Source organism: Actinoplanes regularis, assembly GCF_900188005.1.
Lineage (GTDB): Bacteria > Actinomycetota > Actinomycetes > Mycobacteriales > Micromonosporaceae > Actinoplanes > Actinoplanes regularis.
In genome coordinates this window covers 339,848-362,848 of the sequence record NZ_FZNR01000008.1, presented here as the reverse complement: position 1 = coordinate 362,848, position 23,001 = coordinate 339,848, and the positions used below count along the sequence as shown (strand labels likewise).

Annotated in this window: 18 protein-coding genes and 1 pseudogene; 6 read left to right on the top strand and 13 right to left on the bottom strand. The window is 69.0% G+C overall.

Going from position 1 to position 23,001, the window contains the following annotated elements; genetic code table 11:
• Positions 1 to 489: 489 nt before the first annotated feature.
• Both CHC09_RS23095 and CHC09_RS23090 read right to left on the bottom strand, forming a co-directional pair.
• Positions 490 to 1,449 carry a D-alanine--D-alanine ligase family protein gene (locus tag CHC09_RS23095; protein ID WP_373871921.1) on the bottom strand — a complete coding sequence of 320 codons (960 nt, stop codon included), beginning with the start codon at positions 1,447 to 1,449 and terminating at the stop codon, positions 490 to 492.
• A gap of 8 nt (positions 1,450 to 1,457) precedes the next feature.
• Positions 1,458 to 2,756 (bottom strand): aminotransferase-like domain-containing protein, encoded by a 1,299-nt coding sequence (locus tag CHC09_RS23090; protein WP_089295244.1) that lies wholly within the window; start codon positions 2,754 to 2,756, stop codon positions 1,458 to 1,460.
• A 199-nt stretch (positions 2,757 to 2,955) separates the two neighbouring features.
• Here CHC09_RS23090 and CHC09_RS23085 point away from each other — a divergent pair, with 199 nt between their 5' ends.
• Positions 2,956 to 3,606 carry a GNAT family N-acetyltransferase gene (locus tag CHC09_RS23085; protein ID WP_089295243.1) on the top strand — a complete coding sequence of 217 codons (651 nt, stop codon included), beginning with the start codon at positions 2,956 to 2,958 and terminating at the stop codon, positions 3,604 to 3,606.
• A gap of 218 nt (positions 3,607 to 3,824) precedes the next feature.
• Here the strand turns inward: CHC09_RS23085 and CHC09_RS23080 are convergent, their stop codons facing one another.
• From CHC09_RS23080 to CHC09_RS23045, 8 genes are all read right to left on the bottom strand, one after another.
• Positions 3,825 to 4,976: an N-acetylmuramoyl-L-alanine amidase gene (locus CHC09_RS23080; RefSeq protein WP_089295242.1), complete on the bottom strand. Its 1,152-nt coding sequence runs from the start codon at positions 4,974 to 4,976 to the stop codon at positions 3,825 to 3,827.
• 103 nt (positions 4,977 to 5,079) lie between these two features.
• On the bottom strand, positions 5,080 to 5,403 hold the full coding sequence (gene trxA, locus CHC09_RS23075) for a thioredoxin (RefSeq protein WP_089295241.1): 324 nt from the start codon (positions 5,401 to 5,403) through the stop codon (positions 5,080 to 5,082).
• 21 nt (positions 5,404 to 5,424) lie between these two features.
• A complete protein-coding gene (gene trxB / locus CHC09_RS23070; RefSeq protein WP_089295240.1) occupies positions 5,425 to 6,384 on the bottom strand; it encodes a thioredoxin-disulfide reductase in 960 nt (319 codons plus the stop codon).
• 104 nt (positions 6,385 to 6,488) lie between these two features.
• Positions 6,489 to 7,391: a cupin domain-containing protein gene (locus tag CHC09_RS23065; RefSeq protein ID WP_089295239.1), complete on the bottom strand. Its 903-nt coding sequence runs from the start codon at positions 7,389 to 7,391 to the stop codon at positions 6,489 to 6,491.
• Entirely contained in the window at positions 7,388 to 8,101 is a 714-nt protein-coding gene (sigM, locus tag CHC09_RS23060) for an RNA polymerase sigma factor SigM (RefSeq protein ID WP_239138391.1), read from the bottom strand. The genes CHC09_RS23065 and sigM overlap by 4 nt, the downstream gene beginning before the upstream one ends.
• Positions 8,102 to 8,211: 110 nt before the next feature.
• The gene (locus CHC09_RS23055) at positions 8,212 to 9,768 is read right to left on the bottom strand and encodes a protein kinase family protein (RefSeq protein ID WP_089295238.1); all 1,557 of its coding nucleotides are present in this window, start codon (positions 9,766 to 9,768) and stop codon (positions 8,212 to 8,214) included.
• Between the two features lie 207 nt (positions 9,769 to 9,975).
• On the bottom strand, positions 9,976 to 11,739 hold the full coding sequence (murJ, locus tag CHC09_RS23050; protein WP_089295237.1) for a murein biosynthesis integral membrane protein MurJ: 1,764 nt from the start codon (positions 11,737 to 11,739) through the stop codon (positions 9,976 to 9,978).
• 49 nt (positions 11,740 to 11,788) lie between these two features.
• The gene (locus CHC09_RS23045) at positions 11,789 to 12,667 is read right to left on the bottom strand and encodes a hypothetical protein (protein WP_239138392.1); all 879 of its coding nucleotides are present in this window, start codon (positions 12,665 to 12,667) and stop codon (positions 11,789 to 11,791) included.
• Between the two features lie 103 nt (positions 12,668 to 12,770).
• Between CHC09_RS23045 and CHC09_RS23040 the strand changes: the two genes are divergently transcribed.
• Both CHC09_RS23040 and CHC09_RS23035 read left to right on the top strand, forming a co-directional pair.
• On the top strand, positions 12,771 to 14,201 hold the full coding sequence (locus tag CHC09_RS23040; protein ID WP_089295236.1) for a CCA tRNA nucleotidyltransferase: 1,431 nt from the start codon (positions 12,771 to 12,773) through the stop codon (positions 14,199 to 14,201).
• Positions 14,202 to 14,286: 85 nt separating this feature from the next.
• Positions 14,287 to 14,742, top strand: a complete 456-nt coding sequence (locus tag CHC09_RS23035) for a methylated-DNA--[protein]-cysteine S-methyltransferase (protein ID WP_089295235.1) — start codon at positions 14,287 to 14,289, stop codon at positions 14,740 to 14,742.
• Positions 14,743 to 14,931: 189 nt separating this feature from the next.
• Here CHC09_RS23035 and CHC09_RS23030 read toward each other — a convergent pair whose 3' ends face one another.
• Together CHC09_RS23030 and CHC09_RS23025 are read right to left on the bottom strand one after the other, a co-directional pair.
• Positions 14,932 to 16,011 carry an inositol-3-phosphate synthase gene (locus CHC09_RS23030; RefSeq protein WP_089295274.1) on the bottom strand — a complete coding sequence of 360 codons (1,080 nt, stop codon included), beginning with the start codon at positions 16,009 to 16,011 and terminating at the stop codon, positions 14,932 to 14,934.
• A gap of 20 nt (positions 16,012 to 16,031) precedes the next feature.
• Positions 16,032 to 16,694, bottom strand: coding sequence for a PadR family transcriptional regulator (locus CHC09_RS23025; protein WP_089295273.1), 663 nt, complete (start codon positions 16,692 to 16,694; stop codon positions 16,032 to 16,034).
• Between the two features lie 158 nt (positions 16,695 to 16,852).
• Here CHC09_RS23025 and CHC09_RS23020 point away from each other — a divergent pair, with 158 nt between their 5' ends.
• The 3 genes from CHC09_RS23020 to CHC09_RS23010 all read left to right on the top strand — a co-directional run bounded on the left by CHC09_RS23020 (position 16,853) and on the right by CHC09_RS23010 (position 21,717).
• Positions 16,853 to 17,287, top strand: a complete 435-nt coding sequence (locus CHC09_RS23020) for a DUF5318 domain-containing protein (RefSeq protein WP_089295234.1) — start codon at positions 16,853 to 16,855, stop codon at positions 17,285 to 17,287.
• Positions 17,288 to 17,441: 154 nt separating this feature from the next.
• On the top strand, positions 17,442 to 20,078 hold the full coding sequence (locus tag CHC09_RS23015; RefSeq protein ID WP_089295233.1) for a transglycosylase domain-containing protein: 2,637 nt from the start codon (positions 17,442 to 17,444) through the stop codon (positions 20,076 to 20,078).
• A gap of 127 nt (positions 20,079 to 20,205) precedes the next feature.
• Positions 20,206 to 21,717 (top strand): glycosyltransferase family 87 protein, encoded by a 1,512-nt coding sequence (locus CHC09_RS23010; RefSeq protein WP_089295232.1) that lies wholly within the window; start codon positions 20,206 to 20,208, stop codon positions 21,715 to 21,717.
• Positions 21,718 to 21,807: 90 nt separating this feature from the next.
• On the opposite strand, the pseudogene CHC09_RS23005 reads toward CHC09_RS23010, so the two are convergent.
• A pseudogene (locus tag CHC09_RS23005) lies at positions 21,808 to 23,001 on the bottom strand (hypothetical protein); the annotation flags it as partial.

Here is a 23,001-nt window from a genome sequence, read left to right as displayed (position 1 = left end):
CACCGAAGCAGCCGAACCCGCCGAGATCGCCGCATAGCATCAACCCACACGGATCAGCGATGGCCGACTCTTACACCACGCCCATGGACGTGACCAAGTCGGTCGGGAGGCGAGGGGCCGGCCAGCGCGCGGGGACACAGTCGACCGGGGTGCACGCGAGAGGTTGGCTGGGCGCGAGTTCGACTGAGGCGTGAGCCCTGGGGTCGGCCGTTGGGCGAGGTGTCGACTGAATCGCGGGGTGAGAGGTTCCCGTGGGGCGAGAGGTCAGCCGGGCGCGAGTCGAGAGGTTGGCCGAAGGCGAGACGTTGGCCGGGGGATGGGGCGAGGTGTCGACTGGGGCCGCAGGGCGAGAGGTTGGGCGAGGGCGAGGTCGGCCGGGGCGACGAGAGGTTGATCCGGGGCGTGTGGCGATCCGAGGCCGTAGGACGCTGAAACGACGAACGGGCACGGCCCCGAGAGGCCATGCCCGTTCTGGAGACCGCCTGGCGGTCAGTCCGCCCTGGCGACCGCCCGCTCCACCAGCGCCCCGAGGATTGCCCCCAGGTCCACCCCGGCGGCCTGTACCGCCAACGGCAGCAACGACGTCTCCGTCATCCCGGGCGACACATTGCATCCGAGAACCTGCGGCTCCCCGTCCTCCGGCACGATTACGTCGATCCGGGACAGGTCCCGCAACCCGAGCGCCTTGTAAGCCATCAACGCCGTCTCGATCACCCGTGCTGTCACCACCGGTTCGAGGCGGGCCGGCACGTGCCAGGTCGTCAGTCCGGCCGTGTAGCGGGCCGCGTAGTCGTACACCCCGTCCCGCGGCACGATCTCCACGATCGGCAGGGCCTCCGGTCCGGTGCCCAGGTCGATGATCGAGACGGCCAGGCTGGTCCCGGTCACGTACCGCTCGACGAGCGCCGTCGAGTCGTACGCGAAGCAACCCACCATCGCGGCCGGCAGGTCCGCCGCATCCCGGACCACAGCGGCGCCCAGGCCCGACCCGCCCTGGGCCGGCTTGACCATCAGCGGCAGTCCGAGCCGCGACACGATCCGATCGAGCACGGCGACGGCACCCAGTTCGGAGAACCGGTCGTGCGGCAACGCCACCCAGTCCGGCGTCGGAATTCCGGCCTCCCGCAACCGGGCCTTCGCGGACGGCTTGTCCCAAGCCAGTCTGGCGGTACGCGCGTCGGCACCGACATACGGAACCTCGCACAGGTCGAGGACACCGCGCAGGGACCCGTCCTCACCGGTGGCTCCGTGCAGGGCGATCACCACCGCGTCCGGCGGGTCGGCCCGCAGGACGGGCAGGAGGGAGGCATCCGCATCGTGCAGTTCGGCCTCGATGCCGGTTGACCGGAGCGCGTCCAGCACCCGGCGTCCGGACCGCAGCGAGACGTCCCGCTCGTACGAGAGACCGCCCGCCAACACCAAAACCCGCAACTCGTCCCGCCTACTCATAGAGGTGATCATGCCAAGTCGGGGCCGGGAGCGTCGGCCGCGGCCGGTCCACGACGGCGCTGGGACGCGATCGCGGTGGAGCCACCGAAGACGGCGCGCATGGCGAGGTCCTGTTCCATCACCCCGGAGAGCCGCCGCACACCCTCACGCAGCCGCTCCGGGGTGGCGAACGAGAAGTTCAGGCGCATGTTGCTCCGGCCGGTCCCGTCGGCGTAGAAGCCCGTTCCCGGCACGTAGGCGACGCGGGCCGCGACCGCCCGCGGCATCATCGCCTTGGAGTCCAGCCCCTCGGGCAGGGTGGCCCAGACGAACAGACCGCCGGTCGGGCGGGTCCACGTGGTGCCGGCCGGCATCAGGTCGGTCAGCGCGCTCAGCAGGGCGTCGCGGCGTTCGCGGTAGATCTCGCGGTACACCTTGATCTGCTCGCGCCACGGCATGGTCGTCAGGTACTGCGTGACCGCGCCCTGGGCGAACGCGCTCGGGCACAGGATGTTGGCCTCACTCGCCAGCACGAGCTTCTCCCGCACGGCGTGCGGCGCCAGGATCCAGCCGACCCGCAGACCGGGGGCGAACGTCTTGGAGAAGGTGCTGCAGTAGAAGACCCCGTCCCGGCGCCGGGCCCGCAACGGCAGCGGCGCGTCGCCCTCGAAGGACAACATTCCGTACGGGTCGTCTTCGACCACCAGCAGACCGGCCCGCTCGCAGATGTCCAGCACCCGCTCGCGTCGCTCCTCGGAGAGGGTCACGCCGGCCGGGTTCTGGAAGGTCGGGATGGTGTAGAGGAACTTGGCGCGCGGCGACGCCGCGATCGCCTCCTCGAGTGCTTCCGGGATCAGGCCCTCGTCGTCCATGGCTACGTGGCGCACCTGTGCCTGGGCGGCCTGGAAGACGCCGAGTGCGCCGACGTAGGTCGGTCCCTCGGCGAGCACCACGTCGCCCGGGTCCAGGAAGAGCCGGGCCAGCAGGTCGAGGGCCTGTTGTCCGCCCACCGTGACGACCACGTCGTCGGGGGAGGCGTTGGTGATCCCGGAGAGGGCCATCACCTCGCAGATGCGCTCGCGCAGCTCGACGGTGCCCTGGCCGATTCCGTACTGCAGGCTCGTGGTGCCGTGGTCGACGGCGAGCCGGTTGAGCATCTCGCCGACCGCGTCCAGTGGCAGTGCGGCGATGTACGGCGAACCGCCGGCCAGCGAGACCACCTCGGGCCGGCTGGCAACGGAGAACAGGGCGCGGATCTCGGACGTGGTCATCCCACGAACCCGCCGCGCGTACCGATCGGTGTAGTCGTCCTGAGTAGTACCGGTCATTCGGCTCTCACCCCTCCACAGAACAGAGACGGGTTTGATCCTAATCGGCGCGGGCCTCCCCGGAACCGGTCCGTACGGGTCACGCCTTGCCCGACCTGCTCCCGTTCATGGGTATTGCGACGTACGATTCCCGAGGGCGCGGACGAGCGACCGTGCTTCGTCACCGGTCCGGTTCGAGTCCTGCGCGGGGAGTTCGCCAATGTCGCGACGCCTGGTCAATCTCACCCTTGACACCCTCGAGGACCTGCCTCGACCCTGCCGCCAGTGTGTGTACTGGGAGCTGGATCCGGTCTCCGCCGAGCGGGCCTGCGCCACGGGCGACCCCGGTCTGGAGAAGGAGGCGTGGGTCTCCCAGACGCTTCTCGAGTGGGGTTCCTGCGGCAAGCTGGCATATGTGGACGGCATGCCGGCCGGGTTCGTGATGTACGCCCCGCCCGCCTACGTCCCGCGCTCGATGGCCTTCCCCACCTCCCCGGTCAGCGCCGACGCCGCGCTGCTCACCACGGCCAAGGTGGTACCCGCGTTCGCCGGTGGGGGCCTGGGCCGGATGCTGGTGCAGGGTGTCGCCCGGGATCTCACCAAGCGGGGCGTGAAGGCGATCGAGGCGTTCGGCGATGCGAAGCCGGACGAGGAGGGTGAGGGGGCGTGCGTCGCCCCGGTCGACTTCTTCCTGTCGGTCGGCTTCAAGACGGTCCGGCCGCACCCGCGTTACCCGCGGCTGCGCCTCGAGTTGCGAACCGCGCTCTCCTGGAAGTCGGACGTGGAGTACGCGCTGGAGAAGCTTCTCGGCTCGATGAGCCCGGAGAAGCTGCTCCGCCCGATGCCCGCGACCAGCTCGATCGAGAACTGACGGCCCGCGACAAGCGCGGTGGATAACTGACGGCCCGCGAACAGCGCGGTGGAGAACTAGCGGCCCGCGACCAGCTCGGCGGAGAACTGGCGGCCCGCGACCGGTCCGGTGAGGAACTGACGGACCCGACGGGATACCGACGGGCCGTCAGCGAAAAGTCGGCAAGGCGGATCGGCGGGTAGGTGGACAGGCGGATCGGCGGGTAGGCGGATAGGCGGCTAGGCCCGATCCGCCAGGGCCATCCGCAGCTGCCGCACATCGATCGACCCGGTCGGCACGTCCCGCTCAACGGGGAAGTACATCCGCTGTACCGCGGCCAGGATCGCCTCGACGATCTGCTCCCGGAACATCGGGTTGATCAGCCGCTCCCGGTCCACCGGCGACGTCAGGTATCCAAGGTCGACCCGAACCGTCGGCATCCGGGTGAGCCGCAGCAGGTCCCAGGTCTTGGCGTGGGTCCGGCAGTCGTGCATCCCGGTCCGCACCACGATCTCCCGCTGCACCAGGTTCGCCAGCCGCTCGCCGACGGTGGAGCTCGATCCGCTGCCGGTGCCGTAGTGGTAGGTCGCCACGCCCTCGGCCGCCGGGGAGTTCTGGCCGTCCAGGTGCAGCGAGATCAGCAGGTCGGCACCGAGGGTGTTGGCCAGCGCGGCCCGCTCGGTCCCGCTCATCGGCTCGGCCGGCGACGGCCCGCGGGTCAGGTGCACCCGCATGCCGGCTGCGGCGAGCCGACCCTCCAGCCGGGCCGCGAGGTCGAACACCAGGTCCGCCTCGGTCCAGCGGAGCGGCCCGTCCGGCACGACCACCCCGGCGTCCTCCCCGCCGCCGTGGCCGGGATCGATCACGATGGTCTTGCCCACCAGGTTCGGCCCGGACTGCCGGAACGCCTCGGCTTCCCGCAGCCACTGGGGACGCCCACCGACGACTTTTCGGCCCAGCCGGCGCAGCGCCTTCATGGTTTGCGGCCCGCACGAACCATCCGGGGTCAGGCCGACCTCACGCTGGAACTGGGCGACCGCGTGCGCGGTCCGGGCACCGTAGACGGAGTCCGGCCGGCCGGTGTCGTAGCCCATCTCCAGCAGGCGCTCCTGCAGGGCGCGGACATCCTCGCCGGTCAGGGCGTCGGGTACGGAGTGGAAGAGGGTGCGTGAGCCGAGCCGCCAGCGGGCGCCGTCCAGTGCTCTCCAGGTCTCGTCGCCGACCATGCCGTCCACACCGAGGCCACGGCTCTGCTGGAAGGCCCGGACCGCGTTCTCCAGGTGTTCGTCGAACAGGTCCGGTTCGGGATCGGAGAGCAACTCCAGGACGGTCAGGATCGACCGGATCTCGGAAACGGCAGGACCGGTGTCTCCGCGTCGGATGGACCGCACTCACGACTCCCTAGGGGCGAGAAGGGACGACCTTCCGGAGCGTACTCCGGGGGACAAAGAGAACCCCGCGTCCCAGTGCGGAACGCGGGGTATCAGAAAACGATCAGAGCGCCGACTCGATGAAGTTGACCAGGAAGCTCTTGGGCTTGGCACCGGCCACCGAGTTCACCCGCTCGCCGCCCTTGAAGATGGCCAGGGTCGGCACGGACATCACCTGGTATGCCAGCGCCGTCTGTGGGTTCTCGTCGATGTTGAGCTTGACGATCTCCACCTGGTCGCCCATCTCGGCCGCGATCTCGGCGAGCAGCGGGTCGACCTTCTTGCAGGGCACGCACCACTCGGCCCAGAAATCCACCAGCACCGGCTTCTCGGAATTCAGCACGTCACTGGCGAAGGTGGCGTCGGTGACCACCTTGGTTGCTCCCACGAGGATTCCTCCCGGTCTTACTTACAGCTCGATGAATGAAGCGATGAAGCGCTCGGCGTCCAGTGCCGCGGCGCAGCCGGTGCCGGCGGCGGTGATGGCCTGCCGGTACGTGTGGTCGACCAGGTCACCCGCGGCGAAGACACCGGCGATGTTGGTCCGGGTGCTGGGCGCGTCGACTTTGACGTAGCCCTCGTCGTCCAGCTCGATCTGGCCCTTGAACAGCTCGCTGCGCGGGTCGTGGCCGATCGCCACGAACACGCCGGTTACGTCGAGCACCTTGGTCTCTTCGGAGACCAGGTTGCGGAGCCGGACGCCGACGACCTTGCCGTCGGCCCCGAGGATCTCCTCGACGACCGAGTTCCACTCGATCTTGATCTTCTCGTTGTCGAGCGCCCGCTTCTGCATGACCTTGCTGGCCCGGAACGTGTCCCGGCGGTGCACGATGGTCACGGTCTCGGCGAACCGGGTGAGGAACGTGGCCTCCTCCATCGCCGAGTCGCCGCCGCCGACCACCACGATGTGCTGGCCGCGGAAGAAGAACCCGTCACAGGTGGCGCAGGACGAGACGCCGTGGCCGAGCAGCTCCTGCTCGCCGGGGACGCCGATCGGGCGCCACGCGGAGCCGGTCGACAGGATCACGGCCCGCGCGAAGAACTGCTGCTCCCCGACCCAGACCGTCTTGAGGCCCTCGGTGCCGGCCTCGGTGGGCTTGTCGGTGAGCTCGACGCGGCTGACGTCGTCGGTCAGGAACTCCGCGCCGAACTTCTCGGCCTGGGCCCGCATGTTGTCCATCAGCTCGGGACCCATGACGCCGTCGCGGAAGCCGGGGAAGTTCTCCACCTCGGTGGTCGTCATCAGCGAACCACCGGACTGCACACCCTCGATGACCAGAGGTTTGAGGTTGGCGCGGGCGGCGTAGAGCGCCGCCGTGTAGCCGGAGGGTCCCGAACCGATGATGATCAGATTGCGGACCTCGTCCACTGCCGACTCCTCAAAGTTTGTATGCACGCCGGTAGAACGCCATGCTAGGCATTCACCATTCCCCCCGGTCCGGCTCGTGTCCGACCTCACGCCGCGGGTGCTGTTCAGCGTACCGGGACGGCACCTCGGGTGTCGGCGCCGCCACCGGGCAATCCGCAGCCCGGGCCGCTGGCCCAGGCCCACTCGCCGTTGCTGGCGGTGAATCGGACCACAAGCGCCGGGTCGCCGTCGAACCGGGCGTAGTCGACCGACCTGACGGTCAGCGCACCGCCGCCGTTCTCCGCGGCGATCGCGTTGAGGCAGTCCAGGAGCGCGTTATGGTCCGTCAGCCGATTCAGTTCGGTATTCGACGTCATCACCCTGGGCGGCTCCGAGTTGCCGTACGCGTCCAGCGGGAGTTCGGTCGCAGACTTCGACGCCCGGCCCAGCGTGCCGAGCGTGTAGTTGATGCCGCTGGTCAGCGTCGTCTGAGGGGCGGCGGCCACCATCGCCTCGCCGGCGCCGCTGTCGCCGGCGGCCCTGGAATCGGCCTGCTCCGTGGCGAACTGCGGCTGGGCGAGCAATCCGTACCCGACGAAGGCCGCGGCACCGGCGGCCACGCCGATCGGCGCGGCGAAGTGGATCCAGCGGCGATTGCCGCGCTTGCGACGCCGCTCACCAAGATCCACAACCTTTGGTGGTACGGCCGGAGCCGCGCTGTGGCCGGCATCAACCGATTCGGGTACGGCCTCGACCGGCACCCCGGTCACCCGCAGAGCCGGCTCCACGGCCAGCGCCGCCTCCAACCGGGCCACGACGTCATCCGGCATCGGCTCCGCCGGCAACTCGGCGAGCAGCGCCCCCACCATCGCCATCTCCGGCGCGAGCAGCTCGTACGCCTCCCGCCAGCCGGGCTCCGCGGCGATCAGCGAGGCGACCCGCGCCGCCTCCGGGGTGCCGTCCAGGGCGCCACCGACATAGTCGGCCAGCAGGTCGATGTCGACCCCGTGGAACTCGGCGCCCGTCACCGCTGTTCCCTCCGTTCACGCCCGGTCGGCAGCGGCGTCGCCGCGCCTGACCTGGATGGGACGTCCTGTCCCCCGGTCCGGTTCCCATCGTGCCCGGGCTCACTCGAATCGCCCCGCAGATCACGCAAGGCCAGAGCCATTCGGGCCCGGCCCCGCGCACACCGGCTCTTCACCGTCCCCTCGGCGATCCCGAGCATCGCGGCGGCCTCGGCCACGCCGTAACCCTGCACGTCGACCAGCACGATCGGGGCTCGCTGCTCGACCGGCAGGGCGGCCAGCGCTTCGCGGACCAGGAGCACGGTGTCCGGATCCGGGGTGGGCGCGATCGGCTCGGGGCCGGCCGACCGGTCGTCGTCGGAGCGGGTGCCGTCCGGCAGCGGCACGGTCGGGTGTGCCTGCCGCCGCCGGATCCGGTCCAGGCAGGCGTTCACCACGATGCGGTGCAGCCAGGTGGTGACAGCTGAGTCGCCGCGGAATCCGGCCGCTGCCCGGTGTGCCGAGAGCAGCGCGTCCTGCACGGCGTCGGCGGCCTCCTCGCGGTCCCCGGTGGTGCGCAGGGCGACCGCCCAGAGCCGGTCCCGGTGCCGCCGGACCAGTTCGGCGAAGGCTTCCGGGTCGCCCGCGACGTGGGCGCGCACCAGTTCGGCGTCGCTCAGCGCGGTGTCGTCTCCAGCGCCGGTTACGCCGGGCGGTACGTCCCGGAAAGTCACGCCAGCAATGTATGTCATCCGTGCAGCACCACGCCGGACGGCTGTGTCACGAATGAGGGGCGGTTCCGGCACACCCGGAGACCGCCCCTCATTCATCGCTCACGTGCGGCTCAGTAGCCGTACAACTCGAGTTCGTTGACGTTGACCTTGTAGCCCTGGCCGTCCTCGTTCGGCGGCAGCTTGGTGATGAAGACCAGCACGTACTCATACGTCTGGGCCGGGTCGAAGCCGATGAGACTCACCTGTTCGCCGGCGGTCGGAACGTCGGCGGCGTCAGCGTCGGTGAGCTTGACGTACTTAGCGACGGCCTCTTCGTCGCCCTTCGAACTGTCACCGAAGTCCTTGGTGCCGTACCGGAGGTCGATGGTGGCGCCGGGAGCGGACAGAGAGAGCTTCACCGAGGAGAGCTGGCGTGGCTTGTCCAGGTGGATCAGCACGCCCATGCCCTTCTTGATGCCGCCGAAGTTCGGCTGGTTGAAGAACGACATCTTCCAGGCGGTCTTGTCGTCGCCGTCGACCAGGAATTTCGCCTCTTCCCCGTCCTTGCGGCCACCGTCCGGCGGGTCGACGATGCGGACCATGTCAGCGGTCAGCGGGATCTTCTGCGGCTCGCCGAGCGGTGCGCCGCTGGCCGTGCCGGCGTCGCTGGGCTGCGTGTTGGTGTCGGCCTGCGCCGACGTGGAGGATGACGCGTTCGGCGTGCTCGAGCCGTTGATCGCGCGAATGCCGAAGATCAGGCCGATGACCGCGATGACCACCAGCGCGCCGACTCCGAGCAGGATCTTCGGTGCGCTGCGGGCGGGCTCGCCCGGCACACCGCCGCTCTGCACGAAGCGGAGCGGGCCGACCTCCTCGTACTCCTCGTCCTCGGCTGCGGCGTCGAGCCGGCCGAGCTCGGCGGTGAGCGCCTCTGCGGCCGGTGCGGCCACCCGCCGGTCCAGCAGGTCCATGGTCAGGTCGTCGAGGTAGGCCGGAATGCCGGCGCGGACCTGCCGGGGCGCGGCGGGGCTGCCGGTGCTGTCCCGGTTCGCGTCCGGCAGTGCGGAGCGGCCTGTCTCGGCGTGCGGCCAACGGCCGGTGAGCGCGAAGTAAAGCAGGCCACCGACCGAGCGGACGTCGGCCTCAGGGCTGTCCGCGGCGTCGGCGCGGGCGTCTGCCAGGACCACCCGGCCGTCGTCACCGATCAGGGTGGTGCCGGGGTGCACGTTGCCGTGGACCATGCCGGTGGCGTGCACGGCGGTCAGGGCGTCGGCGACCGAGTGTGCGATCGCGATCGCCCGGGCCGGATCCAGCGGGCCCTCGGTGGCGACCAGGTCACGCAGCGACTCGCCGTCGACCCACTCGCGGACCACGTACGCCCGCTGCTGTTCGTCGATGGCGTCGTAGACGCCGACCAGATTGGGGTGGATCACCCTGCTCGCGGCGACCGCCGCCTGAAGCATCTCGGTGGCGGAGTCGCCACCCGGATGCCGGAGCACGACCGCGACCGACCGGCGCAGCACCACGTCGATCCCGCGCCAGACCTGCCGGCCGGCGCTGTCGTTGTTGACGTGCTGCTCGAGCTGGTATCGCTCGGCCAGGACCTCTCCGGCGGCGGGTTCACCGAAGGTCAAGACCGGTCCAGCCTCGTCGGCCGCGGTTTCGTGGCCTTCGCCGACCTGGGTCACCAGTCCTCCCTCGGTGGTGCATGCGTCGATACTCGGGGCAAGGTGCTCCCGAGCACGTGCCGACAACGACCATACCCGTACGGAGCCATGGTCCGGCAGGTCGTCCCCCGGCGCGGCATTAGCGCGGCACCGTACGAACGGGTGGTTTTTGGATCACTACGGCATAAGCAGGTTAGTTCAGGGCGTGTGGGGCGTACCGCCCGGGAATCAGCGGCCGATCTTGCGGCGCACCATTCCGGCCACCTGGCTGACCTCCTGCACGCGCAGCAAGATCGCGGTGACCAGATACGCGACCAGGATCACCGCGCCGCCGACCACGAGCTGGAGCAGCGCCTGGATCCGGCCGTCCGGCTCACCGGCGCCCGGCAGCAGGCGCACCACCAGGTAACCGAGCGCGGCGGCCACCGCGGCCGCGACCGCCACCCGGATCAGCGAGGCGAGGACCGTGCCGAGGTTGAGCCGGCCGATCCTGCGGCGCAGCACGGTCAACGAGATCAGTGCCGAAAGTAGGTACGAGACCGCGTTGCCGGCGGTCATACCGGCCGCCAGCAGCGATTTGCTGAGCAACTCGGCGAGGACGAAGTAGGCGCCGATCCGGACCGCTACCACCGCCAGATTGATCATCGCGACGGTCTTGTTGCCCTGGAGCGCGTAGAACGCGTAGGTGCACAGGTAGCTGATCGACAACGGGATCACCGCGAACGCCGCCACGGTCAGCACATCTCCGGTGGCCAGTGCGTCGGCGTTGGAGAATCGGCCGCCCTGGAACAGGAAGACCGCGATCGGAGCGCTGAGCACGGCGTAGACCACGACGATCGGGGCGAGCGCCGCGGAGGTGAGCTTGATACCCCGGCTCAGGTCCGCGCTGACCTCGTCGAACCGGCCCTCGGCGGCGGCGGCGCTCATCTTGGGCAGCAGAGCGGTCATCACCGACACGCCGACGATGCCGTGCGCCATCATGGTCAGCAGGAAGACGTTGTTGAACACGAGCGTGCTCGGGTGATCATCGCCGGCACCGCTCAGAACCTTCACCACCATGAAGACGGCGAGCTGGTTGGCGCCGGCGTAGACCAGCATCCAGCCGGCCAGTTGGCCGACCTCGCGCAGGCCCAGCGAGCGAGGGTCCCAGCGCCACTTCCACTGGAAACCGACCTTGCGCAGCGCCGGGAGCAGGCCGAGAGCCTGGACCACGATGCCGAGCAGGGTGCCGCCGCCGATCAGCGCGATCTGGGCACCGGTGATGTTCTCCGGGGTCAGCTCCTTCTGGCCGCCGTAGACCAGGATGAAGATGCCGCAGGTGGCGATGACCACGATGTTGTTCAGGATCGGTGCCCACATCGGCGCGGCGAAGTGGCCCCGGACGTTGAGCACGGCGCCGGCCAGCCCGGACAGGCCGGTGAAGAAGATGATCGGCAGGATCAGGTAGGCGAAGTCGGTGACCAGATCCTTGGTGGCCTGGCTGCTGTCGCTGCTGGACTGGATCGCGGTGATCACCGAGGCCAGCGAGACCACCAGCAGCGTCGCGATGCCGAGCGACACCACGGCGAAGGTCAGTAGCTTCTGGGTGAACGCCTGGCCGCCGTCCGGGTCGCTCTTGCGGCGGCGGACCAGCAGGGGAACCAGGACGCTGGAGAGGATTCCACCGAGCAGCAGCTCGTAGATCTGGTTCGGCAGGAACTGCGCGTTGGTGTAGGCGTTACCGACCGTCGTACCGACCGCCATGCCGATCAGCGCGGTACGGACGAAGCCGATGATGCGGCTGACCAGGCTGCCGATCGCCATGATCGCGCTCTGCCGGGTGGTGTTCCCGCTGCTCTCCCCGCCGGCCGGTGGGATGGTCTCCGGAGGAAGCGCCTGGTCGCCGCTGGCCGTCGGCGACTGGTCGTCGACCGAGATGATGGTGACGCCCTCCTGCGAGTGCGGGTCGCCGTCCGGCGCCGCGTGCGTGCTGCGGTACAGGCCGCCGTTCACCCATGCCTCCCGAGCCGTACCGATGTTGGAGCCACCATAGAAGAAAACGTCACACGTGGTAACGCAGGAGGGTGCCCGGCTCGGCTCCGGCCAGGGTCTCCACGACCCAGCATGCCTCCAGCGGTACGAGGGGCTCACTCAGTGCGTCCAGAACGGTCGGGTGGTCACAGCCCGCCTCGGTCAGCGCGCCGAGCAACGCCGGCACCCGACCCAGGTCACCGCGGTCGGCGATGTGCCGGGCCAGGGGGCGGGTCTCGGCGTACCACTGCTGTCGCGGCAACGCGTCCAGGCGGGCGGCGGCACGGCGTACCAGGTCGGCGAGATCTTCATGGGGGAACCGCCGGCCCGCGCGGACCTGGTCGCCGGCCTCCGCCGGGCCGCTCAGAGCCGTGATCGTCGTCTCGTCCAGGACCTGCGGCGACGGCGCCGGTGGCGCCGGCCACCAGTGATCGTCGGTGAAGAGGGGCAGCGGCGCCTGCTCCGGCCCGGACGGTACGGGTGGGGGCACCTCACGCCGCAAGGACCGGTACGCCGCCGCACGCACCGCGGCCACCGCCCGTTCATCGTCGTTCATGGTCGGTGGGGCGAACGGCGACAGCAGCGCGACCACCAGCCCCGGATGCGGCAGGGTCGGATCGTCCAGGGCGATCACCCGGGCGAACGTCTCCAGCTCCGACCAGTCCAGCGCCGCGGGGCAGGGGCCGTCGGCCGGCGCCCAGCCCAGCTGGACCGGCTCGCTGGTGGCCGGTCGGCGCAGGCCGAGCACCCGCTCGCCGGAGGGCGGCTCGATCTCCAGGACCAGGGCGTAGCCGTCCAGCACCGGGAAGGACACCCGGAGCAGCGCGGGAAGGGACTCGGTGTCGCTGATCTCGCCCGTCCAGAACCCGGGATCCAGGCTCAGCCGGCGCAGCACCTCGGAAACGGGCACGGATCCATCCTGCCCGGATCGGCTCCGGGCCACCACGCCGCCATCCCACCCGCCCCACCCACCGCCACGAAGCGGACCTACGGCCGGATATCCTGGTAATCCCATGCCTGTGTTGAACAACGCCCAGCAGAACGCGGTCGCCGAGTTGCTCCGCGTGTCACCCGTCGCCGACGAGCTAGGGCGCCGCTTCGGCGCCGCCGGCCACGAGTTGCACCTGGTCGGTGGTTCAGTACGGGACGCGTTGCTCGGTCGCCTCGGTGACGACCTGGACTTCTGCACGGATGCCCGGCCCGAGCAGACGCTCGCCGTGGTGCAGAACTGGGCCGACGCGATCTGGGAGACCGGCCGCGACTTCGGCACGATCGGCATCCAGAAGGACGGGCTGCGGATCGAGATCACCACGTTCCGGGCCGAGGCTTACGACGGGGTCACCCGCAATCCGGTGGTGTCGTACGGGACCTCGTTGCTGGAGGACCTGTCCCGCCGGGACTTCACGATCAACGCGATGGCGGTGTCGCTGCCCGGCCATGAGTTCACCGACCCGTTCGGTGGCCTGGAGGACCTGGCCGCACGGATGATCCGCACGCCGTCCACCCCGCAGGTCTCGTTCGGCGACGATCCACTCCGGATGCTGCGCGCCGCCCGGTTCGCCGCAAAGCTCCGTTTCACTGTGGATGAATCGGTCATCTCGGCTATGCAGGACATGGCAGATGATCTCGACCGGATCACCGCGGAACGGATCCGGGACGAGTTCACCAAGCTGCTCTCCGCCGTCGACCCGATCGCCGGCCTGCGGCTGCTGGTCGACACCGGGCTCGCCGACCGCTTCCTGCCGGAGATCTCCGGGCTGAAGCTCGAGATCGACGAGCACGCCCAGCACAAGGACGTCTACGAGCACACGCTGATCGTGGTAGCCAACGCGATGCGGCTGGAGGGCGACGAGGGCCCGGACTTCGCGCTGCGGATGGCGGCGCTGATGCACGACGTCGGCAAGCCGGCCACCAAGGCGGTCGGCCGCGACGGCCGGGTCAGCTTCCACCACCACGAGGTGGTCGGCGCCCGGCTCACCAAGCAGCGGATGAAGGCACTGAAGTACCCCAAGGACGTCACCTCCGACGTGGTCGGCCTGGTCGCCCTGCACCTGCGCTTCTACGGGTACGGCCGGGGCGAGTGGACCGACTCGGCGGTGCGCCGCTACGTCACCGACGCCGGCACGCTGCTCTCCCGCCTGCACAAGCTGACCCGCTCCGACGTCACCACCCGCAACCGGCGCAAGGCCGCCGCGCTGGCCGCCGACTACGACGCCCTCGAGGACCGGATCGCCCGGATCGCGGCCGAGGAGGACCTGGCCAAGGTCCGCCCCGACCTGGACGGCAACGCGATCATGGAACTGCTCGGCGTGCCGCCGGGCCCGATCGTCGGTCAGGCCTGGCGGTACCTGAAGGAGCTCCGCCTCGACCGTGGGCCGCTGGATCACGACGAGGCCGAGGCGGAACTCCTCAAGTGGGCCCGCGCACAGGGCCACATCTCCTGACCAACCGGCGCCGAGCAGGTCTCGCGGCTTCGCCAGGGCCCGGGAGGCCTGGCTGGCCACCGTGCCCGGGGGCAGACTGGGAGGCATGTTCGTCGTCGAATCACCGATCGGGCCGCTCGGCGTCATCGTCGAGGGCGACGTCGTGGTGGGGGTGCGCTTCGGCGTCGCGTGCGCCCCGGATGCTTCACATCCGGCAACTGAGCAGCTCAGAGCGTACTTCGCGGGCGAGCTGACCGACTTCTCGGTGCCGGTGGAGATGCGCGGCGGGTCGGAGTTCGAGCGCGCGGTGTGGGGCGAGATCGCCAAGATTCCGTACGGGGAGATGGTCACCTACGGGGCGATCGCCACCGCTCTGGGCGATCCGGGTGCGGCGCGTGCCGTCGGTACGGCCTGCAATCACAACCCGGTGCCGGTGATCGTGCCGTGTCACCGGGTGGTCGGCGCCGGCGGCAAGATGGTCGGCTTCGGCGGTGGTCTGGAGCGCAAACGCAAGCTCCTGGAGTTGGAGGCCCGGGTGGCGCTGACCCGCGCCTGGGGCTGAGGTCGAGGCTGCGATCACGACCGAGCCGCACCGGAGGCCGTTCCTGGCATCACACCGCATTACCTACAGGCAGAAAATCGGCGGCGTGGAACATCCCTGGTCGAGATCAGCAGGCGACCAGGTGCGGGTTCCTACCGCCGAACGGCCGGCCCGCAATCGCGGACCGGCCGTTCAACTTGCAGAAGCGCGTCAGCTCTCGATGTCGCCGCGGATGAACGCCTCGACGGCCTCGTGGGCGTCGTGGTCGTTGTACTGCACCGGCGGGGACTTCATGAAGTAGGACGACGCCGACAGGATCGGGCCACCGATGCCGCGGTCCTTGGCGATCTTCGCCGCGCGGACCGCGTCGATGATCACACCGGCCGAGTTCGGGGAGTCCCACACCTCGAGCTTGAGCTCGGCGTTCAGCGGGGTGTCACCGAAGGAGCGGCCCTCGAGACGGATGTACGCCCACTTGCGGTCGTCGAGCCACGGCACGTGGTCCGACGGGCCGATGTGCACGTCGCTCTTGATCATCTCGTGCGGGATCTGCGAGGTGACCGACTGGGTCTTCGAGATCTTCTTCGAGACCAGGCGGTTGCGCTCCAGCATGTTCATGAAGTCCATGTTGCCGCCGAAGTTGAGCTGGTACGTACGCAGCAGCTCGACGCCACGGTCTTCGAACAGCTTGGCCAGCGCGCGGTGCACGATGGTGGCGCCGACCTGGCTCTTGATGTCGTCACCGACGATCGGCAGCCCGGCGTCGACGAACTTCTGCGCCCAGACCGGGTCGGAGGCGATGAAGACCGGCAGAGCGTTCACGAACGCGCAACCGGCGTCGATCGCGGCCTGCGCGTAGAACTTGTCGGCCTGCTCGGAGCCCACCGGGAGGTAGGAGACGACCACGTCGACCTGGGCGTCGCGCAGCGCCTGCGCCACGTCGACGGCCTCGGCCGAGGACTCCTCGATGATCTCGCGGTAGTAGGTGCCCAGACCGTCGAAGGTCGGGCCACGCTGCACGGTGACGCCGGTCGGCGGCACATCGGTCAGCTTGACGGTGTTGTTCTCGCTGGCGACGATCGCCTCGGCCAGGTCCATGCCGACCTTCTTGGCGTCCACATCGAACGCCGCGACGAACTTCACGTCGGAAACGTGGTAGTCGCCGAAGGTTACGTGCATGAGACCCGGGACGCGGTCGTTGGGGTCGGCGTTCTTGTAGTACTCCACGCCCTGCACGAGGGACGAGGCGCAGTTACCCACACCGACGATGGCGACGCGGACGGAGCCCATCGCGTTTGCCTCCTTGTTCATCACGGCCGGTCCGAGTACGGACGCGGTGGTTCCGGGGGTGCCGTCCCCGCCGGCGGTGTGCCGCCCGCGGGTGCGGGGTTTGCTACGCCGGTGTACCCGGCGCGTTGACGAAATGCCGGGGTACGACCGGAGCGTTCGTTCGTGATCAGCTCTTCGAGCCAGCGGACCTCGCGCTCACAGGCGTCGAGCCCGTGCCGCTGAAGTTCGAGGGTGTACGCGTCGAGGCGGTCGGCGGCGCGGGTGAGAATCTCCCGCAGCCCCTCCCGGCGCTCCTCGACCCGGCGCCGGCGCCCTTCCAGGATCCGCAACCGGGTGGCCCGGTCGGTGCGGGAGAAGAAGGCGAAGTGCACCCCGAAGCCGGCGTCGTCATACGTCTCCGGCCCGGTGGCGGCGAGCAGCTCGGCGAAGCGTTCCTTGCCCTCCGCCGTGATCTTGTAGACAACCCGTCCCCGTTTGCTGGTCATCGGGGGAACAATTTCGTCGTTGTTCGCTTCGGCTTCACTGATCCAGCCGGTCAGCTTCAACCGCTTCAGAGTGGGGTACAGAGTCCCGTAGCTGATCGCGGCGCGGAGCGTGCCCAGCTTGGTGGCCAGTTCCTTGCGGAGCTCGTATCCGTGCATCGGGGCCTCCTGTAGAAGCCCGAGGATCGCCAGTTCCAGCACCTCGACCCCCTCGCAGTGTGCCCCGATGTATCGGCCCGATACATCGCTACCGTAGATCGGGACGTCGTAGCGCGCAACTCGGGCATCCTGCGCGGTCGCCACGCCACGCTCCGTGATGGCGGTCGCCCTGCGAGCGGGGACCGCGTACTCTCTTCGCCATGCGCACGCAGCGACAGGTGGTGGACTACTCGCTTCAGAAGCGGGCAGTCCTGCGTGACGTGCGAAATGGCCGGATCAGCCCGCTCGAAGTGTGTGATGCCTCGCCGTACTTGAAAAACGCGGCGACCTTCCATGGCGAGCCGACCGACGAGCGGTGCCCGATCTGCCGCCGGGAAAACCTGACACTGGTGCACTACGTCTATGGAGACGAGCTCAAGCAGTCGGCCGGCCAGGCCCACAAGGCCGCCGAGTTGCCTGTGCTCGCGATGACGCTCCGTGAGTGCCAGGTCTTCGTGGTCGAGGTGTGCCGCTCCTGCTCCTGGAACCATCTCATCGAGCGCTATGCGCTCGGCCGGGACGCGCTCGTCGACGACGAGCCCCCGATGCAATGGAAAACAGGTTCGGATTCACACGTCTGGGAGGGTCGACGGTGAACCGGATCGATGTCGTTAACGTGGACACGTTTAAGACAGGCTCGGACACCTTGCTCCGCAGCCGGTCAAATCAGACGGCCCGCTCGTGGCACGGTCGCCGGGATCGTATCCCGGACAGCCCGGCCGCGCCCCCGCGAACGGTAGGTGCGAAGGAATGAATCCGTACGGCGAACCGCAGAACGCACGAGCCCGGGCCAGGGTGCCCGGGCCGTCCGCTGCTTCCGGACCGGAGGAGGGAAACCGTCCCGCACCCGACGCGTACCGGCGGCCAGCCGGTTCCGCTTCGGTCGGCTCGGCCAGCCCCGGGCGTGCCTCGGTCAGCGGCGCGGCCCCGGTCGGTGGCCGTGCCTCCGTCGGTGGTGCGGCTCCGGTCGGTGGGCGCGCTTCCGTCGGTGGTGCGGCTCCGGTCGGTGGGCGCGCGTCGGTCGGCTCGGCCTCGGTCGGTGGGCGCGCTTCGGTGCCACCCGGCGGGACCGGTGGTTCCGGCGGCGGGACCGGTGGCGGTGGGGGCGGCAAGCGGCCGCGCAGCACTGCGGACAAGAAGTACCGCCGGGCCAACATCCTGACCGCGGCGGCAGCCGTACTGGTCATCATGATCGGCGCCGGCATCGTCGGCGGTACCTACTTCTTCGACGACGTCGAGCTGCCCACGCCACAGGCGGAGGAGCAGCTGAACAAGATCCTCAACACCAAGGGTCAGATCCTCGCGAAGGTGGGTGAGCCCCGCGTCAACGTGCCGTACCAGAACATCTCGTTGACGATGGCGCACGCCGTGGCCGCCGCCGAGGACAAGAACTTCTACCGCCACAACGGCATCGACATGAAGGGCATCGCCCGCGCCGCGTGGAACAACTTCACCGGCGGCGACAAGCAGGGCGCGTCGACGGTCACCCAGCAGTACGCACGGCACGTCGCTGAGCTGAAGGACATCAGCTACAGCCGTAAGCTGCGCGAGGCGGTGATCGCCCGCAAGCTGGAGTCGAAGTACAGCAAAGACCAGATCATGGGTCTGTACCTGAACTACATCGACCTCGGCCAGGGCCGGTTGGGCGCGGAGGCCGCAGCCCAGGGCTACTACAACCGCAGCATCGTCAAGGGTGGCTCCAACGGGCTCAAGGAGATCGACCCCTATCAGGCGGCGGCGATTGCCTCGATCATCAAGCAGCCCTACCCGACCGCCACGCACAAGGGTTACGACCCGACGATCAACCCCACCGATGCCGAGGATCGGTGGCAGTACACGATGAAGAACATGCTCGCCGAGGGGTGGATCTCGCAGGAGGTCTACGACAAGCGGCAGTGGCCCAAGGCGCTCACCAAGAAGACCAGCCAGAAGTGCGAAACCTGCTGGGAGGGCAAGCCGTCCCAGATGATCTCGCGGCAGGTCACTCACGAACTGCACGAGCTCGGCATCACCGATGATCAGATCAGCAAGGGTGGTCTGACGATCACCACCACGATCGACCCGGTCGTGCAGAAGGCGGCCGAGGAGGCCGGCTCCCGCACCAGCAAGGAATCGCCGCTCAACGGGCGGCCGAAGACCTACCAGGCCGCGGTGATCGGCATCGACCCGGAGAACGGTGAGGTGCTCGGGTATTACGGCGGTGACGACGGCAACGGCATCGACTACGCCGGCTACATGTCCGGTGACGGCAGCGACGTGATGGAATCCGGCGGTCAGTCGCCGGCCTCCTCCTTCAAGATCTACACGTTGACCGCCGCGCTGAAGGCCGACTACTCGTTCAACACGCTCTGGGACGGTACGAAGAAGCGGGCGAACGGCACCTCGATCAGCAACGCCGGTCAGGACCCGGGCAAGACCTGTCAGACCGGCAACCACAGCATCACCGGCTGCGACCTCGAGCAGGCGACCGTCAAGTCGTACAACTTCCCGTTCTACTGGATCACCGACCAGCTCGGCGTGAGCAAGGTCGTCAGCGCGGCCAAGTCGGCCGGTATCCGCTACATCTGGAACAACGACGGCAAGCGGATCGACCTGACCAAGACCGACGCCTCGACCTGGGACAAGAACTTCAGCGCCGAGATCGGTTTCGGCCAGTTCCGAGTCATTCCCCTGGAGCACGCCACCGGCGTCGCGACGCTCGTCGGGCAGGGCGTCCGGCACAAGACGCACTTCATCAAGAAGATCCAGTCGATCGACCCGAACACCGGTAAGACGACGAACCTGAAGACGATCTCCACCAAGGGTGAGCGGGTCCTGGCGGAAGACAAGGCCTCTGACCTGACCGCAGTGCTCAAGCAGATCCCTGACCACGCCAACCACTCCCTGGCGGGCGGCCGTCAAGCCATGGGTAAGAGTGGTTCCTGGGAGCTCAGCCAGGAGCAGAGCAGCAAGAACGGTGACGCCTGGTTCGTCGGCGGGATCCCGCAGCTGGCGGCGACCGTGTGGGTCGGCGGCAAGGGCAACCGGGTCGCGCTCACCGAGGCCAGCGGCAAGAAGATGTTCGGCTCCAACACTCCGGCGGAGATCTGGAAGCGGTTCATCGACACGGTGGCGAAGGAGAAGGGCTGGGACAAGGCTCAGTTCCCGGACCGGATCCGAACCGGTGACGACTCGAAGGGCAACGGCGTCGCGCCGCCGCCGGAGCCGACGGTCCCGGACAACAGCGCGGTCTGCAACAGCGCCCTGGGGTCGCTTCTCTGCCCCGGCACCGACAACGGCGGTCCCGACAACGGTGGTCCCGGCAACGGCGGCACTGACAACGGTGGCGGCACCGACAACGGCGGTGGCACCAACAACGGCGGCGGTAACAACAACGACGGCGGTTGATGTCCTGCTCTGACAAAGACGGCGCCCACCTCGATGAGGTGGGCGCCGTCTTTTCATCAGTTTTCATCGGTGTGCCGTGTCCGGGTGGCGTCCGATCTCCGAGCTTCATGCGGCATGATGCCAAGGCATGAGCACGCAACCGTCCACCGACCGGCCCGACGTTCCGAGCGCCACCTCGGACGGTTTCGTGCGGGGCTTGTCGCAGATCATCGGCGGGCCGCTCGGCTCGCACGCGACCCGCCCGGACGCCCGGCCCAACAGGTTCTGGACCGCGCCGCGGATGATCCTGGCCCTCACCTGCCTGATGCTGGCGCTCTCCTGGGTGCAGAAGTCGCCCTGCATGAGCGGAGACTGGCAGAAGAACGTCCAGTACACCCGCTTCTGCTACACCGACGTCCTGGCGCTCTACTACGCCGAAGGACTGAGCGAAGGCCAGGTGCCGTACGTCGACCACCAGGTCGAATACCCGGTTGTCACCGGTTATTTCATGGGGGCGCTCGGCCTGCCCGTGCACTGGTACGGCACGACGCAGAACACGAGCATCAACCAGGGCAGCTGGTTCTACAACATCAACGCGTTGGTGCTCTCGCTGCTCGCGGTCGCCACCGCGGCGGTGCTCCTGATCCTGCGACGACGACGGCCCTGGGATGCGGCGATCTTCGCGCTCTCCCCGATCCTGCTGGTCACCGCCACGGTCAACTGGGACTTCCTGGCCATCGGCCTGGCCGCGATCGGCCTGCTGCTGTGGGTGCGCCGCCGGCCGATCTGGGCCGGGGTGTTCCTCGGGCTGGGTGGGGCGGCCAAGCTGTGGCCACTGTTCATCATCGGGCCGCTGTTTGTTCTCGCGCTGCGCACCGGGAAGATCCGGCCGTGGGGGCTGACTGCCCTGGCGACGGTGATCACCACGGTGGTGGTCAACTTCCCGGTCTGGTACTGGCACCACGAGGCCTGGCTGCGGTTCTTCCGGCTCAACTCGACGCGGCCGATCGACTGGGGCACCCTCTGGTACGTCGGGCGGTACCTGGACGGCAAGTGGAACAGCGGCTCGCCCGGCGACCAGGGGCCGTTCCAGTGGCTCAGTGACCACATCCCGACGTTGAACGCCCTCTCGTACGCGCTCGTCGGTCTGGCCTGTGCCTTCCTCCTGGGGCTCGGTCTGCTCGCGCCGAAACCGCCGCGGCTGGCCCAGTTGGCGTTCCTGGTCGTCGCATTCTTCCTGATCTTCAGCAAGGTCTGGTCGCAGCAGTACGTGCTCTGGCTGCTTCCGCTGATCGTGCTGGCCCGGCCGAAGTGGGGCGCGATCATCGCCTGGACGGTCGCCGAGATCGGATACTTCACCGCGTTCTACGCCGAGCTGATCGGTGCGGGCGGCAGGCCGGTGATCCCGGAGGGCACCTTCGTGCTTGCTTCCAGCCTGCGGTTGATCACCGTGGCGGTGCTGTGTGGACTGGTGATCCGGGAGATCTGGCGACCGGAGCTGGACGTGGTCCGGCAGACCTACGACGGCAACGACCCGGACGCCGGGAGGCTGGAGGGGCCGGACGCCGGGTGGGTGCAGCAGTTGCGGCGGTCGCTCGGCTACGTCAAGTCGGAGCCGGCCGACGTCGAGCCCGAGTCGCCGGTGGTCGTCAAGATCTAGATTCTTCCGCGGAAACGCGTAGGGGGCACACCTTTCGGTGTGCCCCCTTTTCGCTCTCGGCCCACTCTCCGGTACGGCCGTGGCCCCGCCTCAGCCCAGGCGGAACACCACGGCGTCGGGGAGGTCCTCGCGGGTGATGCCGAGCGTGTCCACCGGGAGGTCACCGGCCTGCTCCCAGGGTGTTCCCGCGACCTCGGAGCGGATCAGCAGCACGGTGCCCACCCCGATCGTGCGCAGGTACTGGATGCTCGCCAGATCGGGGAACGCCGCGACCGCCTGCCGTAGCTCCTTCTGCCGGGTCACCGCGACGTTGCCGCCGCCGTTCGTCACCTGCTGGTACCGCGAGGTGGTCCAGAGCTGCACGGTCTGATCCGTGATCGCGTCGGTGGGCAGCACCAGCATCGGACCGCCCACGGTCCGCAGCGCGGCCGGCTGGGCGGGCACGCCCGGATGCGCGGTCGTGCTCCAGCCCTCCAGGACCACCAGGACCAGCGGCATGAGCATGGCCAGCCGCATCCACGGGCCGGGCCACGGCGGCGTCCGCTGCGCCGCGAGGTGCATGGCCCGCCGGACGAAGTCGTCGACGGCCCCAGCGGCCAGGATCGCCAGCAGCAGAGTGGTCCAGAGGGTCAGCCGGCCCGGGACCCACTGCTCGAACGAGGCCGGCAGGTGCCCGAAGAGCGGCAGGTAGGTCCAGCGGCCGCCGAAGAAGTTGGTGCCCAGGGTGAGGATCACCGCGGCGGCCAGGCCCAGCACCAGGAACAGTCGCTGCCGCCATCGCCAGATCGAGAAGAGCAGGCCGGCCAGGGCGAGTGCGTAGAGCACGAAACCGGGGAGCAGCGACATCTCGGCGGCCGAGTGCAGCGAGGCACGCGGGGTGGCGTGTGCGGCGCCCCAGATCCGCGATTCGGCCGGCCCGATCAGCAGGCTGCGCAGCGGCGGCGAGAAGAGCTCGATGTCGTGGCTTCGGGTGGCGGAGTCCGGCACCCGGAGGTACGGAATGGCGAGGACAGCGCCGACGCCGACGAAGAGGAGGACGCCTAGGAAGTCGGCGAGCAGCAGGCGCCAACCGAGGACCGCCCTCGACTTCCGGCGCGGCTTCTTCTCGGCCGACCTGGCCCGCTTCCTCTTGCCGGGTTTCCCCTCATCCAGCTTCTTCTTGTCCTGCTCTGCTTTGTCCTGCTCCGACTTGTCTGGGTCGGTCTTGGTCGCAGGTTCTGCCTTGGCGTCAGGCGCTTCCTTGTCCTGCTCTGCTTTGTCCTGCTCCGGCTTGTCTGGGTCGGT